We start from the raw sequence: 15720 nt of genomic DNA on the forward strand, positions 1-15720 counted from the left end.
GGGCAGCGAGGAGAGCGTCGTGAGCACCACCGAGACCGAGGGCCGGATCTACGACGTCGCCGGTCAGGACTGGGACGAGCTGGTCAAGACCGTCAGCGAGTCGGCCGACGAGCGCCTGGTCGTCAACATGGGCCCGCAGCACCCGTCGACCCACGGCGTGCTCCGGCTCGTGCTGACCCTCGACGGCGAGACCGTGACCGAGGCCCGCACGGTGATCGGCTACCTGCACACCGGCATCGAGAAGAACATGGAGTTCCGGACGTGGACCCAGGGGGTCACGTTCGTCACCCGCATGGACTACCTCGCGCCGATCTTCAACGAGACCGCCTACTGCATGGGCGTCGAGAAGCTCCTCGGGATCACCGACAGGATCCCGGACCGGGCGCAGGCCATCCGGGTCCTGACGATGGAGCTCACCCGGATCTCCTCGCACCTGGTCGCGATCGCGACGTTCGGCCTGGAGCTGGGCGCGACCACGCCGATGCTGTTCGGCTTCCGCGAGCGCGAGATGGTGCTCGACCTGATGGAGTACATCACCGGCCTGCGGATGAACATGGCGTACGTCCGGCCGGGCGGCGTCAGCGTCGACCTGCCGGCCGGCGCGGTCGACAAGATCGGTGAGTTCCTCAAGGTCATGCCGGGGCGGATCAAGGAGATGCGCAAGCTCCTCGACGCGAACCCGGTCTACACGCGGCGCACCAAGGACGTGGCCTACCTCGACCTGACCGGCTGCATGGCACTGGGCGTCACCGGGCCCATGCTCCGCGCCGCCGGCCTGCCGTGGGACCTGCGCAAGTCGCAGCCCTACTGCGGCTACGAGACGTACGAGTTCGAGGTGCCGACGCAGAACACCTGCGACGTGTACGGCCGTTACCTCGTCCGCATGGCCGAGATGGAGGAGTCCCTCAAGATCATCGAGCAGGCGCTCGACCGGCTGTCCGGCCCGCTCAAGAGCGGCCCGGTGATGATCGAGGACAAGAAGATCGGCTGGCCGTCGCAGCTCGCGCTCGGCCCCGACGGTCTCGGCAACTCGCCCGACCACATCGCCCACATCATGGGCAGCTCCATGGAGGCCCTGATCCACCACTTCAAGCTGGTGACCGAGGGCTTCCGGGTGCCGGCCGGCCAGGCGTACGCCTCGGTCGAGTCGCCGCGCGGCGAGCTCGGCGCGCACGTGGTCAGCGACGGCGGCACCCGGCCCTACCGGGTCCACTTCCGCGACCCGTCGTTCACGAACCTGCAGGCGGTGCCCGCGACGTGCGAGGGCGGCATGGTCGCCGACGTCATCTCCGCGGTCGCCTCGATCGACCCGGTCATGGGAGGTGTGGACCGATGAGTTACGCGCCCGAGGTCCGCGAGCGTCTGGAGACGGACGCCAAGGAGATCATCGGCCGCTACCCCCGGCCGCGTTCGGCGCTGCTGCCGCTGCTGCACCTGGTGCAGTCGGAGGACGGCTACGTCTCCGACGACGGCCAGGAGTTCTGCGCCGAGATGCTGGGCCTGTCCAAGGCCGAGGTCGTCGGCGTGGCGACCTTCTACACCATGTACAAGCGCAAGCCGGCCGGCGAGTACAACGTCGGCGTCTGCATCAACACGCTGTGCGCGGTAATGGGCGGCGACCAGATCTGGGAAGAGCTCAGCGAGCACGTGGGCGTCGGCCACGACGAGACCACCGCGGACGGCAAGATCACGCTTGAGCGGCTGGAGTGCAACGCCGCCTGCGACTTCGCGCCGGTCATGATGGTCAACTGGGAGTTCTTCGACAACCAGACCCCGGAGTCGGCCAAGCAGCTCGTCAACGACCTGCGCGCCGGCACGGAGGTCTCGCCCACCCGCGGCCCGCGCCGGCTGTGCACGTTCAAGGAGGCGTCCCGGGTCCTCGCCGGGCTGCCCGACGGCCAGGCCGGTGACGGCCCGTCGGCCGCCGGCCCGTCGCTGGAGGGCCTGAAGGTCGCCAAGGCCAACGGCTGGGAGGCCCCCAAGGCCGAGGGGAGCGAGCAGAAGTGACTACCCTTACGCCTGTTCTCACCAGGAACTGGGACCGGGCCGACTCGTTCACCCTGGACGGGTACGGCGAGTACGCGGCCGCGAAGAAGGCGCTGGGCATGGACCCCGACGCCGTCATCCAGGCGGTGAAGGACTCCGGCCTGCGCGGCCGTGGCGGTGCGGGCTTCCCGACCGGCATGAAGTGGGGCTTCATCCCGCAGGGCGACGGCAAGGCCCACTACCTCGTGGTCAACGCCGACGAGTCGGAGCCGGGGACCTGCAAGGACATCCCGCTCATGATGGCCAACCCGCACGCGCTGGTCGAGGGCGTGATCATCGCGTCCTACGCCATCCGGGCCAACCACGCGTTCATCTACATCCGCGGCGAGGTGCTCCACGTCATCCGCCGGGTGCAGGCCGCGGTCCGGGAGGCGTACGAGAAGGGCTACCTCGGGACGGACATCTTCGGCTCGGGCTACGACCTGGAACTCGTCGTGCACAGCGGCGCCGGGGCGTACATCTGCGGCGAGGAGACCGCGCTGCTCGACTCGCTGGAGGGCTACCGCGGCCAGCCCCGGCTCAAGCCGCCGTTCCCTGCGGTCGCCGGTCTGTACGCCTCCCCGACGGTGGTCAACAACGTCGAGTCGATCGCGAGCGTGCCGAGCATCATCGCCAACGGCGCCGACTGGTTCGCCGGGATGGGCACCGAGAAGTCCAAGGGCTTCGGCATCTTCTCCCTGTCGGGCCACGTGACCCGGCCGGGCCAGTACGAGGCCCCGCTGGGCATCACGCTGCGTGAGCTGCTCGACATGGCGGGCGGCATCCGCGAGGGCCACGAGCTGAAGTTCTGGACGCCGGGAGGCTCCTCGACGCCGATCTTCACGGCCGAGCACCTCGACGTGCCGCTCGACTTCGAGTCGGTCGGGGCCAAGGGCTCGATGCTGGGCACCCGCGCCCTGCAGATCTTCGACGAGACGACCTGCGTGGTGCGGGCCGTCCTGCGCTGGACCGAGTTCTACGCGCACGAGTCCTGCGGCAAGTGCACGCCCTGCCGTGAGGGCACCTACTGGCTCAAGCAGGTGCTCAAGCGGCTGGAGAAGGGCCAGGGAGCCGAGGAGGACCTGGCCACGATCACCGACATCGCCGACAACATCCTCGGGCGCGCGTTCTGCGCCCTCGGTGACGGCGCGACGAGCCCGATCCACTCGTCGGTGAAGCTCTTCCGCGACGAATACCTCAAGCACTTCGAGATCGGCGGCTGCCCGTTCGATCCCGCCGCTTCCACGGTGTGGGGGTCCAAGTGACAGTTCAGACGACGCAGCCGGAGCAGCCGGTCGTGGACATGGTCACCCTGACCATCGACGGCTTCCAGATCAGCGTCCCCAAGGGGACGCTGATCATCCGGGCCGCGGAACTGCTGGGGATCCAGATCCCCCGGTTCTGCGACCACCCGCTGCTCTCACCGGCGGCCAACTGCCGCCAGTGCCTGGTCGACATCCCCGACGCGGGCAACGGCCGCGGCTTCCCGAAGCCACAGCCGTCCTGCGCGATCGAGGTCGCCGAGGGCATGGTGGTCAAGACGCAGCTCACCTCGCCGGTGGCCGAGAAGGCCCAGCGCGGCGTGATGGAGATGCTGCTGCTGAACCACCCGCTCGACTGCCCGGTCTGCGACAAGGGCGGCGAGTGCCCCCTGCAGAACCAGGCCATGTCGAACGGCCAGGGCGAGAGCCGGTTCGTCGAGCAGAAGCGCACGTTCGAAAAGCCCGTCCCGCTGTCGAGCGAGGTGCTGCTCGACCGCGAGCGCTGCATCCAGTGCGCGCGCTGCATCCGCTTCTCCGAGCAGATCGCCGGTGACCCGCTCATCGACTTCTTCGATCGCGGGGCCAAGGAGCAGGTGGGCGTCGCCGACGGCGAGCCGTTCCAGTCCTACTTCTCGGGCAACACCATCCAGATCTGCCCGGTGGGCGCGCTGACCGGCGCGGCCTACCGGTTCCGCTCCCGCCCGTTCGACCTGGTCTCCACGCCGAGCGCGTGCGAGCACTGCGCGTCGGGCTGCTCGCTGCGCACCGACCACCGCCGCGGCAAGGTCACCCGCCGCCTGGCCGGGGACGACCCGCAGGTCAACGAGGAGTGGAACTGCGACAAGGGCCGCTGGGCCTTCACCTACGCCACCGCGCCCGACCGCCTGCGGTCGCCGCTGGTCCGTGACGAGAGCGGCAAGCTCGTCCCGACCTCCTGGCCGGACGCGCTGGCCGTCGCCGCCGAGGGCCTGCTGCAGGCCCGGGGCAAGGCCGGCGTGCTGGTCGGCGGGCGGCTCACGGTCGAGGACGCCTACGCCTACAGCAAGTTCGCCAGGATCGCCCTCGGCACCAACGACATCGACTTCCGGGCCCGCCCGCACTCCGAGGAGGAGACGCGGTTCCTCGTCCACGCCGTGGCCGGCAAGGGCATCGAGGTCTCCTACGCCGACCTGGAGACGGCCCCGGCCGTGCTCCTGGCCGGGTTCGAGCCCGAGGAGGAGTCGCCGATCGTCTTCCTGCGCCTGCGCAAGGCGGCGCGCAAGCGGGGCCTGAAGGTCTACTCGCTCGCGCCGTTCGCCACGCCGGGCCTGGCCAAGATGAAGGGCACGCTGATCCGCACGCTGCCCGGCGCCGAGGCCGAGGCGCTCGGCGACCTCATCGGCGGCGACCTGCTGCCCGCGGGCGCGATCATCCTCGCCGGCGAGCGGCTCGCCACCGCCCCCGGCGCCCTGTCCGCGCTCGTACGGCTCACGCAGGCCACGGGCGCCCGGCTCGCCTGGGTGCCGCGCCGGGCCGGTGAGCGCGGCGCGCTGGAGGCGGGCGCCCTGCCGGGCCTGCTGCCGATCGGCCGCCCGGCCGACGACGAGACGGCCCGCGCGGAGGTCGCCAGGGTGTGGGGCGTCGCCTCGCTGCCCGAGGCGCCCGGCCGCGACACGGCCGGCATCATCGAGGCCGCGCTGAACGACGAGGTCGACGCGCTGGTCGTGGCGGGCGTGGACCCCTACGACCTGCCCGACCCCGCAAGGGCCCTGGCGGCGCTGGAGAACACGCCGTTCATCGTCAGCCTGGAGATCCGCGCCAGCGCGGTCACCGACCGGGCCGACGTGGTCCTGCCGGTCGCCGCGGTGGCCGAGAAGTCCGGGACGTTCGTCGACTGGGAGGGCAGGGGCCGCTCGTTCGGCGTGGCCACGGCCGTCCCCGGCCTGATGAGCGACCTGCGCGCCATCGCCTCCATCGCCGATCAGATGGACGTCCACCTCGGCCTGCCCGAGCCCGCCGCCGCCCGGCGCGAGATGGCCGCGCTCGGCGCCTGGAAGGGCACCCGCCCGGCCGCGCCCGCGGTCACCGGCCGCCCGGTGAGGGAGCCGCAGGCGGGCGAGGCCGTGCTGGCGACCTGGCACCTGCTGCTCGACGACGGCCGGCTGCAGGACGGCGAGCCCTACCTGGCGGGGACCGCCCGCACGGCGGCGGCGCTGCTGTCGGAGGCCACCGCCGCGGAGATCGGCGCGGTCGACGGCGGAAAGATCACCATCGGCGACGACGTGGTCGTGCCGGTGCGCGTCGCGGACCTGCCCGACCGGGTCGTGTGGGTGCCGTCCAACTCCGCCGGCCTGTCGGTCACGCGCGACCTGCGCGCGGTCGCCGGAGACGTCGTAACGATCGGGAGCGTCTCGTGAACAACCCCGGACCCACGCTGAGCGACTTCGGCCACGATCCCCTGTGGATCAGCATCATCAAGGCCGTCGCGATCTTCGTGTTCCTGATGCTGGGCGTGCTGTTGGGCGTGTGGACCGAGCGCAAGCTCATCTCGCGCATGCAGCACCGCTACGGCCCCAACCGGGCGGGCAAGTTCGGCCTGCTGCAGTCGGTGGCCGACGGCCTGAAGATGGGCCTCAAGGAAGACCTCATGCCCCGCACCGTGGACAAGGTGATCTACTTCCTGGCCCCGGTCATCATCGCCGTCCCGGCCTTCCTGGCCTTCTCCGTCGTGCCGTTCGGGCCGATGGTGTGGATGTTCGGCCACAAGACGCCGCTGCAGCTCACCGACCTGCCGGTCGCGGTCCTGCTGGTCCTGGCCACCGCCTCGATCGGCGTCTACGGCGTCGTGCTCGCCGGGTGGGGCTCCCGCTCGCCGTACGCCGTGCTGGGCGGCCTGCGCTCGGCCGCCCAGGTCGTGTCGTACGAGATCGCGATGGGTCTGTCGTTCGTCGCGGTGTTCCTTCAGGCGGGCACGCTGTCCACCTCGGAGATCGTGGCGAAGCAGGCGAGCGGCGGCACCTGGGACATCCTCGGGCTGTCCATCCCGGCGCCGTCCTGGTACGTGGTCTCGCTGATCCCGTCCTTCCTGATCTACGCGATCACGATGCTGGGCGAGACGAACCGCGTGCCCTTCGACCTCCCCGAGGGCGAGGGCGAGCTGGTCGGCGGCTTCCACACCGAGTACTCCTCCTCGCTGAAGTTCGCGATGTTCATGCTCGCCGAGTACGTGAACGTCTTCACGGTCTCGGCGATGGCGATCACGCTGTTCTTCGGCGGCTGGCGGGCCCCGTGGCCGATCTCCCTGTGGGACGGCGCGAACTCCGGCTGGTGGCCGATGCTGTGGTTCTTCATCAAGCTGGTCATCGCGTTCGGCTTCTTCGTCTGGGTCCGCGCCTCGCTGCCGCGTGTCCGGTACGACCAGCTGATGGCCTTCGGCTGGAAGGTACTGATCCCGGTCAACCTGGCCTGGATCCTGCTGGCCGCCACGTTCAAGGCGCTGCGCATGCCCGAGGCCGACCGGGCGATCATCCTGACCATCGGCGCGGTCGTCATCATCGGCGCCTTCGCGATCTGGCTGCGGTTCGACACGGTCAACCAGCGTCGCAGGGAGGCCAAGGCGGCCGCGATCGAGGAGGAGTTCGAGCAGCTGCGCGAGGAGCCCGCCGCGGGCGGGTTCCCGGTGCCGCCGCTCGACGCCCCGCATTACCACGGAGTCGTGCCCGCCGCGCGTCTCAATTCCGACGCCGCCAAGGAGGTGACCAGTGGGAGCAACTGATTGGCTGAACCCGATCAAGGGATTCGGCGTCACCTTCCACCACATGTTCAAAAAGCCGGTGACCGTCAACTATCCGGAGGAGAAGCGGCCCACCGCGCCGCGTTTCCACGGGAGGCACCAGCTGAACCGGTGGCCCGACGGGCTGGAGAAGTGCGTCGGCTGCGAGCTGTGCGCCTGGGCCTGCCCGGCTGACGCCATCTACGTCGAGGGCGGCGACAACACCGACGAGGAGCGTTTCTCGCCGGGTGAGCGGTACGGCCGCGTCTACCAGATCAACTACCTGCGCTGCATCCTCTGCGGGCTGTGCATCGAGGCGTGTCCCACCCGGGCGCTCACGATGACCAACGAGTACGAGCTCGCCGACTCCAGCCGCGAGTCGTTGATCTACACCAAGGAGATGCTCCTCGCGCCGCTCGGACCGGGCATGGAGCAGCCGCCCCACCCGATGCGCCTCGGCGAGACCGAAGAGGACTACTACCGGTTGGGTCGAAGCAATGGGTGAGTCCATCACGTTCTGGGTGCTGGCGATCGTCTCGGTGATCGCCGCGCTCGGACTCGTCTTCAGCCGCAGGGCCGTCTACTCGGCCCTCATGCTCGGCGTGGTCATGCTCTCGCTGGCGGTGCTGTACGCGGTCCAGGACGCTCCGTTCCTGGCGGCGGTGCAGATCATCGTCTACACCGGCGCGGTCATGATGCTGTTCCTGTTCGTGCTCATGCTCGTGGGCGTGGACTCGTCCGACTCCCTCGTGGAGACGATCAGGGGACAGCGGTTCTGGGCGATCGTGGGCGGGGTCGGCTTCGCCGTCCTGCTCGGCCTCGGCATCGGCAACGCGGTCGTCGGCTCGCCCAAAGGCCTGGCCGCAGCCACGCAGGCGGGCAACGTGCCCTCCCTGGCCGAGCTGATCTTCACGCGCCACGTGTTCGCCTTCGAGGTCACCTCGGCGCTGCTGATCACCGCGGCGCTCGGCGCGATGGTGCTCGCGCACCGGGAGCGCACCGAGGCCAAGCCGACCCAGAAGGACCTGTCCCGGCAGCGCTTCGTCACCTTCGGCAGGACGGGCAAGAACCCGGCGCCGCTGCCCGGCCCCGGCACCTACGCCCGGCACAACGCCATCGACATGCCGGCGCTGCTGCCCGACGGGTCCGTCTCGCCGCTGTCGGTCAACCGGTACATCGCCCGGTACGAGGAGTCCCAGGGCATCCTGTCTCCTGAGGTCGCCCAGGTGCTGGAGCAGGAGGAGGCCGCGCTGCGCGCGAACGGGCACAGCACGCCCACCGTGGCCGAGGAGGCCAGGGACGGCGGCCCCGACACCGAGCCGATGGATGAGGACGCTGTCGTGGCGGTCCCGGTCGTCCGCCCGCGCGGTGAGTCCGTGAGGGAGCCCCTGAGCGAGGAGGACGGCAAGTGACCACGCACTACCTGGTGCTCTCCGCGCTGCTGTTCGCCATCGGCGGCGTCGGCGTGCTCGTACGGCGCAACGCCATCGTGGTGTTCATGTGCGTCGAGCTCATGCTCAACGCCTGCAACCTGGCGTTCGTCACCTTCGCCCGGCAGAACGGCAACCTCGACGGCCAGCTCATCGCGTTCTTCGTGATGATCGTGGCCGCCGCCGAGGTGGTCATCGGCCTGGCCATCATCGTGACGATCTTCCGAACCCGCAGGTCCGCGTCGGTGGACGACGCCAGCCTGCTGAAGTACTAAGAGGTGGCCGTGGAACCCGCTGAGATCATCCAGCACTCCGGCGGAGCGATCGGAGCAGCCTGGCTCATGATCGCTCTGCCCCTGGTGGGAGCGGCGGTCCTCCTGCTTGGCGGCCGGAGGACCGACAAGTTCGGCCACCTGCTGGGCGTGCTCATGGCCGTCGCGTCCTTCGTGGTGGCGGCGCTGTCGTTCGCGCAGCTGCTCGGCTTCGCCCCAGGCGAGCGCCGCCGCGGGATCGAGCTGTACGACTTCATCCCGGGCCTCGCGAAGGTGGGCCTGCTGGTCGACCCGCTGTCGATCTCGTTCTGCCTGCTGATCACGTTCGTGGGCTCGCTGATCCACATCTACTCGATCGGCTACATGGCGCACGACCCGAACAGGCGGCGGTTCTTCGCCTACCTCAACCTGTTCGTCGCGGCGATGCTCCTGCTGGTGCTGGCCGACAACTACGTGGCCCTGTTCGTCGGCTGGGAGGGCGTCGGCCTCGCGTCGTACCTGCTGATCGGGTTCTGGCAGCACAAGCCCTCGGCGGCGACCGCGGCCAAGAAGGCGTTCATCGTCAACCGCGTCGGCGACTTCGGCCTGCTGATCGGCATCTTCACGATCTTCGCGACGTTCCACACGCTGGCCTTCAACGACGTCCTCGCGAACGCCTCGAAGGCGTCCTCAGGCACGCTCACCGCGATCGGCCTGCTGCTGCTGGTCGGCGCCTGCGGCAAGTCGGCGCAGCTCCCGCTGCAGTCCTGGCTCCTCGACGCGATGGAGGGCCCGACCCCGGTCTCGGCCCTCATCCACGCCGCGACCATGGTCACCGCCGGCGTCTACCTGATCGTCCGGTCCGGCCCGATCTTCCAGGGCGCCGAGACCGCGCAGCTCGTGGTGACGATCGTCGGCGTCGCGACGCTGCTCGCCGGTGCGATCATCGGTACCGCCAAGGACGACATCAAGAAGGCGCTGGCCGGTTCGACGATGTCGCAGATCGGCTACATGGTGCTCGCCGCGGGCGTCGGCCCGGCGGGCTACGCCTTCGCGATCGCCCACCTGATCACGCACGGCTTCTTCAAGGCCGACATGTTCCTCGGCGCGGGCTCGGTCATGCACGCCATGAACGACGAGGTCGACATGCGCAAGTACGGCGCATTGCGCAAGGTCATGCCGGTCACGTTCGTGACGTTCCTCATCGGCTACCTGGCGATCATCGGGTTCCCGCTGCTGTCCGGCTACTTCACCAAGGACGGCATCATCGAGACCGCGATGGAGCACAACGCCGTCCTCGGCTGGCTGGCCGTGCTCGGCGCGGGCATCACCGGCTTCTACATGTCGCGCCTGGTGTTCATGACGTTCTTCGGCACCAAGCGCTGGGAGCCCACGGCCCACCCGCACGAGTCGCCCGCCGTCATGACCTGGCCGCTGATCATCCTGTCGGTCGGCGCGATCGGACTGGGCGCGTTCCTGGTGCTGGGCAACCGGTTCATGACCTTCCTCTCGCCGGCCGTCGGCGCGCCGGAGGAGATGCCGTCGTTCCACCCGTTCAGCCTCACCGGTCTGGTCACGCTCGCGCTCGTCGCGGTCGGCGCGGCCTTCGCCTGGGTCAAGTACGGCAGGGCCGAGGTGCCCGCCGTCGCCCCGCGCGGCTCGTTCCTCACCGCCTTCGCCCGTCGTGACCTGTACGGCGACGCCCTGAACGAGGCGCTGTTCATGCGCCCCGGCCAGTGGCTGACCCGCCTGGCCGTGTTCTTCGACAACCGCGGCGTCGACGGCCTGGTGAACGGCCTGGCCGCGGGCATCGGCGGCACGTCCGGGCGCCTGCGCAGGGTCCAGACCGGGTTCGTCCGCTCGTACGCGCTGTCGATATTCCTGGGCGCCGCCATCCTGGCCGGTGCCTGGCTCGTCGTAGGGAACCTGTGATGCCCTGGCTTTCAACCCTGATGGGCGTGTCCGTACTCGGCGCGCTGGGCGTGACCCTTGTCCGCAACGACAAGCTCGCCAAGCAGTTCACCCTCGTGGTGTCGCTGATCGTGCTGGCGCTGACCGTCGCCATGGCGGTCCAGTTCAGCCCGAACGGCGACAAGTTCCAGTTCGCCGAGACGTACGACTGGATCCCCGCGTTCGGCGTCCACTACGGCGTCGCCGTGGACGGCATCGCCCTGGTGCTGATCCTGCTGTCGGTGATCCTCGTGCCGATCGTGGTGCTCGCCTCCTGGCACGACGCCGAGGCCGGCAAGCGCTCGGTCCGGACGTACTTCTCGCTGCTGCTGGTGCTCGAGGCCATGATGATCGGCGTCTTCGCGGCGACCGACGTCTTCCTCTTCTACGTCTTCTTCGAAGCCATGCTGATCCCGATGTACTTCATGATCGGGTCGTACGGCGGGGCGCAGCGGTCGTACGCGGCCGTCAAGTTCCTGCTGTACTCGCTGTTCGGCGGGCTCCTGATGCTGGTGGCGGTGATCGCGCTCTACTCGATCGCCGGCAAGGGCACGTTCATGTTCTCCGACCTGGTCGGGACCATCCAGGACGTGACGACGCAGAAGTGGCTGTTCCTCGGCTTCTTCATCGCCTTCGCGATCAAGGCGCCGCTGTGGCCGTTCCACACGTGGCTGCCTGACGCCGCCGCCCAGGCCCCGGCCGGCGCGGCCGTCCTGCTCGTCGGCGTGCTGGACAAGGTCGGCACGTACGGCATGCTGCGCTTCTGCCTCGAGCTCTTCCCCGACGCCGCGAAGTTCTTCACGCCGCTGGTCATCACGCTGTCGGTGATCGGCATCGTGTACGGCGCGATCGTGGCCATCGGGCAGACCGACATGAAGCGGCTCATCGCGTACACCTCGGTGTCGCACTTCGGCTTCATCGCGATGGGCGTGTTCGCGATGACCACCAGCGCGGGCTCGGGCGCCACGCTCTACATGGTCAACCACGGCTTCTCGACCGGCGCGCTGTTCCTGATCGCGGGCTTCCTCATCTACCGCAGGGGCTCGCACTTCATCGCCGACTACGGCGGCGTGCAGAAGGTGGCCCCGATCCTCGCCGGGACGTTCCTGGTGGCCGGTCTGTCCAGCCTCTCGCTGCCCGGTCTCAGCACGTTCGTCAGCGAGTTCATGGTGCTGACCGGCACCTACCAGCGCTACGTCGTCCCGGCCGTGATCGCCACGGTCGGCGTCATCCTCGCCGCGATCTACATCCTGTGGATGTACCAGCGGACGATGAACGGCCCGACGGCCGAGTCGGTCAAGTCGCTGCCCGACCTCAACGCCAGGGAGAAGTGGGTGGTGGCGCCGCTCGTCGCGCTGCTGCTGGTGTTCGGCTTCTATCCCAAGCCGCTGCTCGACGTGATCAATCCCGCCGTGAAGGACACGCTGTCGAGCGTCTCCGTCACGGACCCGAAGCCGGCCGTACCCGTTGCTCAGGAGGGCCAGTAGTGAACGGCACCATTCAGGCGCCGAGTATCGAGTACGCCCTGCTGGCGCCGATACTCGTCGTCTTCGGCGCGGCGATCGTCGGCGTGCTGGTGGAGGCATTCGCCCCGCGCTACCTGCGCTCGGCGATCCACCTGCCGCTCACGCTGCTGTCGCTGGCCGGCGCGTTCGCGCTGGCCGTCTGGCAGGCGGTCAAGGGCGTGCCCACCAAGCCCGCCGCGATGGGCGCGGTGGCCGTGGACGGCCCGGCCCTGTTCATCTGGGGCACGATCCTCATCCTCGCCTTCGTGAGCGTGCTGCTCATCAAGGACGAGGAGCACTTCGTCGGCTCCGCGGCGGCCGTGCCCGGCTCGGCCGAGGAGGAGCAGTCGCTCGTCGAGCGGGCCGCGCACACCGAGGTCTACCCGCTGCTGCTGTTCGCGGTCGGCGGCATGCTGCTGTTCCCCGCGGCCAACGACCTGCTCGTGGCGTTCGTCGCCCTCGAGGTCATGTCGCTGCCGCTGTACCTGCTGTGCGGCCTGGCCCGGCGCCGCCGCCTGCTGTCGCAGGAGGCCGCGGTCAAGTACTTCCTGCTCGGCGCGTTCTCCTCGGCCTTCTTCCTGTACGGCACGGCCCTGCTGTACGGCTACGCCGGGTCGGTCGACCTCGCGAAGATCAACCAGGCGCTGGGTTCGGTCGGCGGCCAGGACACGCTGCTCTACATCGGCGCGGCCATGCTCGGCGTCGGCCTGCTGTTCAAGATCGGTGCCGCGCCGTTCCAGGCGTGGAAGCCGGACGTCTACCAGGGCTCGCCCACACCCATCACCGCGCTGATGGCCTCCGGCACCCTGGTCGCCGCCTTCGGCGCGCTGCTGCGGGTGTTCTGGGTCGGCCTCGGCGGTCTCGACTGGGACTGGCGCCCGGTGCTCTACGGTGTGGCGATTCTCACGATGGTGGTCGGCGCGATCCTCGCGATCACGCAGACCGACATCAAGCGGATGCTCGCCTACTCGTCCATCGCGCACGGCGGCTTCCTGCTCATCGGCGTCATCGCCACCGGCACCACCCGGGCGCAGAACACCTCGGCGCTGTCCGGTCTGCTGTTCTACCTGGTGGCGTATGGTTTCACCACGGTCGGCGCGTTCGCCATCGTCACGATGGTGCGCGACGCGGGCGGTGAGGCGTGGCACCTGTCCCGCTGGGCCGGGCTCGGCAAGCGCTCGCCGCTGCTGGCCGGGACGTTCGCGTTCTTCCTGCTGGCCTTCGCCGGCATCCCGCTCACCAGCGGGTTCTTCGGGAAGTACGCGGTCTTCCAGGCGGCCGTCGCCAACGGCGCCACGCCGCTGGTCATCATCGGTGTGGTGGCCTCGGCGATCGCCGCGTTCTTCTACGTCCGTGTGATCGTGCTCATGTTCTTCAGCGACCCGGCCGCCGACGGTCCGTCCGTCGTGCTGCCCTCACGGGGGACTGCGGCTGTGGTCGGTATCGCGGCATTGGCTACGGTAGTTCTCGGGGTGTACCCCCAGCCCGTGCTGGACCTCGCGCACACGGCTGCACAGTCCCTGTTCGTCCGATAGGAGATCTCCGTATGGCCGCGCCGCCCGTTGTGGACATTCCTCTCGTCGACGAGCGGCTGGCCGACGACCTCGCAGGCGGGCTCGCGGCGGTGGAGAAGCTGCTGCGCTCGTCGGTCGAGAGTGAGGACGCCTTCGTCACCCAGACGTCCAGGCACCTCATCGAGGCGGGCGGCAAGCGTTTCCGGGCGATGCTCGTGCTGCTGGCCGCCCAGTTCGGCAACCCGGACGCCCCGGGCGTCGTGCCCGGGGCCGTCGTCATCGAGCTGACCCACCTGGCCACGCTCTACCACGACGACGTGATGGACGAGGCCCCGGTGCGCCGGGGCTCCCCGTCCGCCAACGCCCGGTGGGACAACACCGTGGCCATCCTCACCGGCGACTACCTGTTCGCCCAGGCGTCGGAGATCCTCGCCGACCTCGGCAGCGAGCTCATCCGGATCCAGGCGCGTACGTTCTCCCGCCTGGTGCGCGGCCAGATCCGCGAGACGATCGGTCCCGCCGAGGGCCGCGACGCGATCGCCCACTACATCAGCGTGCTGGCCGACAAGACCGGCTCCCTCATCGCCACCTCGGGCCGCTTCGGGGCCATGCTCGCCGGCGCTCCCGCCGATGTGGTCGAGCGCGTGACCGACGCCTGCGAGGCGATCGGCGTGGCCTGGCAGCTCGGCGACGACCTCATCGACGTGGCCGCGCCGACGGCCGACTCGGGCAAGACCCCCGGCACCGACCTGCGCGAGGGTGTCCACACACTCCCCGTGCTGTACGCCCTGGCCTCCGACGACCCCGCCGACGCCCGGCTGCGCACCCTGCTGTCGGGGCCCGTGGCCGAGGAGGACGTCGAGGAGGCCCTCACGCTGCTGCGGGCCAACCGGGCCATGGAGCAGGCCCGTGAGGAGCTCATCCGCTGGATCGACCGGGCCAAGGAGGCCCTCGCCGGCCTGCCCGACATCCCAGCCCGTACGGCCCTCATCGCCCTGTGCGACTACGTCGTCGAGCGCACCGGCTGACCGCTCCGTAGGGGATCATTGGCCGGGTGAAGATCACCCGGCTGGCGGCCCTGTGCCTCCTGGCGGCGACGGCCTGCGGCGGCACGCCGGACGCGGGTACATCCGCCATCCCGACGCCGGCGCATTCGACGCCCGCCGACGCCGTCATCGTGGACAAGGACCAGGTCCTCACGTGTGGGGAGGGCGAGGGAGAGGGCTCGGCGCAAGCCCTGTGCGACGCCGTCGCCGCGGCGGCTTCGCCCGTGCCGGGTTCGCCTGAGCCGGGTTCGCCTGCGCCGGCAGAGGAACGACCGGCCCCCATCCCATCGGTGTCGCAGACGTTCCTCTCCTGGGTCGTGAAGAAGGGCGAAGCGATCCCGGTGCCCAATCCGGGCACGGGAGGTGCGAATCCGCGCCTGCTGTCGGCGCTGCTCACGGATTTCGGCTCGGCGCACGAATCGGACGCGGCTCCGGGGGCGGTGGTCGGCCTTCCGGCCCCCGTCGACGACGCGTCGCTGTTCATTGGACTCCGGATGATGGGCAGCCCCCTGGAGGGGCCCTCCTCATGCGAGAAGTGGACTTCGGGAACGTGGAACACCGTGCTGCGGGACTTCGACCAGCGGGGCGTGCGGATCGCCGCGACACAGTTGGAGTCGCGCCGGCGCACCGACCCACTCGTGTTCGGCGAGTCCGTCGTCACCGGGCCTGCCGCCATGCTGGAACACCTGGCGGACACCAGCGGTGTGAAATCCTGCCGGAAGCTGACGGGGGGTCGGGCGGGCACCGGAGCGGTGGAGCCGTTCCCCGTGCCGCCGCTGGGCACCAGGTCCTTCGCCTTCCGCATCACCGGCAGTCGAAAGGTCGCCGTCTGGCAGTGGGTCGAGGTGGTGCAGACACCGCGTTACGTGCTAGAGGTGCGAATTCCGAACCAGTTCCCTGAGCCGCGCACCGACCCCGCCGTACTGCTGCCGCGCATCGCCGCGGCCGCGTACGCCAGGGCCGAGGCGGCCCTGGGGTAGCACGCA

Annotated in this window: 13 protein-coding genes; all 13 read left to right on the plus strand. The window is 69.7% G+C overall.

The features are described from left to right. Positions 1 to 19 precede the first annotated feature (19 nt). The 13 genes from QSK36_RS13940 (at position 20) to QSK36_RS14000 (ending at position 15714) form a co-directional block, all read left to right on the plus strand. Entirely contained in the window at positions 20 to 1336 is a 1317-nt protein-coding gene (locus tag QSK36_RS13940; protein ID WP_285782683.1) for an NADH-quinone oxidoreductase subunit D, read from the plus strand. Further along, entirely contained in the window at positions 1333 to 2007 is a 675-nt protein-coding gene (gene nuoE / locus QSK36_RS13945) for an NADH-quinone oxidoreductase subunit NuoE (protein ID WP_285782684.1), read from the plus strand. The genes QSK36_RS13940 and nuoE overlap by 4 nt, the downstream gene beginning before the upstream one ends. Further along, positions 2004 to 3290, plus strand: a complete 1287-nt coding sequence (nuoF, locus tag QSK36_RS13950) for an NADH-quinone oxidoreductase subunit NuoF (RefSeq protein ID WP_183544652.1) — start codon at positions 2004 to 2006, stop codon at positions 3288 to 3290. Before nuoE ends, nuoF begins: the two co-directional genes overlap by 4 nt. Continuing rightward, complete coding sequence (locus tag QSK36_RS13955; protein ID WP_285782685.1) at positions 3287 to 5683, plus strand: NADH-quinone oxidoreductase subunit G; 2397 nt, start codon at positions 3287 to 3289, stop codon at positions 5681 to 5683. The genes nuoF and QSK36_RS13955 overlap by 4 nt, the downstream gene beginning before the upstream one ends. Next, entirely contained in the window at positions 5680 to 7041 is a 1362-nt protein-coding gene (nuoH, locus tag QSK36_RS13960) for an NADH-quinone oxidoreductase subunit NuoH (protein ID WP_285782686.1), read from the plus strand. Before QSK36_RS13955 ends, nuoH begins: the two co-directional genes overlap by 4 nt. Further along, positions 7028 to 7543, plus strand: a complete 516-nt coding sequence (gene nuoI, locus QSK36_RS13965; RefSeq protein ID WP_139574090.1) for an NADH-quinone oxidoreductase subunit NuoI — start codon at positions 7028 to 7030, stop codon at positions 7541 to 7543. Before nuoH ends, nuoI begins: the two co-directional genes overlap by 14 nt. Beyond that, the gene (locus tag QSK36_RS13970) at positions 7536 to 8450 is read left to right on the plus strand and encodes an NADH-quinone oxidoreductase subunit J (RefSeq protein WP_285782687.1); all 915 of its coding nucleotides are present in this window, start codon (positions 7536 to 7538) and stop codon (positions 8448 to 8450) included. The genes nuoI and QSK36_RS13970 overlap by 8 nt, the downstream gene beginning before the upstream one ends. Next, complete coding sequence (nuoK, locus tag QSK36_RS13975; RefSeq protein WP_139574092.1) at positions 8447 to 8743, plus strand: NADH-quinone oxidoreductase subunit NuoK; 297 nt, start codon at positions 8447 to 8449, stop codon at positions 8741 to 8743. The genes QSK36_RS13970 and nuoK overlap by 4 nt, the downstream gene beginning before the upstream one ends. A gap of 66 nt (positions 8744 to 8809) precedes the next feature. Next, positions 8810 to 10651: an NADH-quinone oxidoreductase subunit L gene (gene nuoL / locus QSK36_RS13980; protein WP_183544932.1), complete on the plus strand. Its 1842-nt coding sequence runs from the start codon at positions 8810 to 8812 to the stop codon at positions 10649 to 10651. Beyond that, on the plus strand, positions 10651 to 12156 hold the full coding sequence (locus tag QSK36_RS13985; protein WP_183544660.1) for an NADH-quinone oxidoreductase subunit M: 1506 nt from the start codon (positions 10651 to 10653) through the stop codon (positions 12154 to 12156). The genes nuoL and QSK36_RS13985 overlap by 1 nt, the downstream gene beginning before the upstream one ends. Next, the gene (gene nuoN, locus QSK36_RS13990) at positions 12156 to 13709 is read left to right on the plus strand and encodes an NADH-quinone oxidoreductase subunit NuoN (protein ID WP_139574094.1); all 1554 of its coding nucleotides are present in this window, start codon (positions 12156 to 12158) and stop codon (positions 13707 to 13709) included. The genes QSK36_RS13985 and nuoN overlap by 1 nt, the downstream gene beginning before the upstream one ends. Positions 13710 to 13720: 11 nt before the next feature. Continuing rightward, positions 13721 to 14716, plus strand: coding sequence for a polyprenyl synthetase family protein (locus tag QSK36_RS13995; protein ID WP_182898150.1), 996 nt, complete (start codon positions 13721 to 13723; stop codon positions 14714 to 14716). A 26-nt stretch (positions 14717 to 14742) separates the two neighbouring features. Beyond that, positions 14743 to 15714 carry a hypothetical protein gene (locus tag QSK36_RS14000; protein WP_285782688.1) on the plus strand — a complete coding sequence of 324 codons (972 nt, stop codon included), beginning with the start codon at positions 14743 to 14745 and terminating at the stop codon, positions 15712 to 15714. The last annotated feature ends 6 nt before the right edge of the window (positions 15715 to 15720 follow it).

The organism is Microbispora sp. NBRC 16548, assembly GCF_030268985.1.
GTDB lineage: Bacteria > Actinomycetota > Actinomycetes > Streptosporangiales > Streptosporangiaceae > Microbispora > Microbispora catharanthi.

Coding starts and splice junctions, on each gene's coding strand:
- nuoE (WP_285782684.1), top strand. CDS start 1,333: ATGAGTTACGCGCCCGAGGTCCGCGAGCGTCTGGAGACGGACGCCAAG.
- QSK36_RS13970 (WP_285782687.1), top strand. CDS start 7,536: ATGGGTGAGTCCATCACGTTCTGGGTGCTGGCGATCGTCTCGGTGATC.
- nuoL (WP_183544932.1), top strand. CDS start 8,810: ATGATCGCTCTGCCCCTGGTGGGAGCGGCGGTCCTCCTGCTTGGCGGC.
- QSK36_RS13985 (WP_183544660.1), top strand. CDS start 10,651: ATGCCCTGGCTTTCAACCCTGATGGGCGTGTCCGTACTCGGCGCGCTG.
- QSK36_RS13995 (WP_182898150.1), top strand. CDS start 13,721: ATGGCCGCGCCGCCCGTTGTGGACATTCCTCTCGTCGACGAGCGGCTG.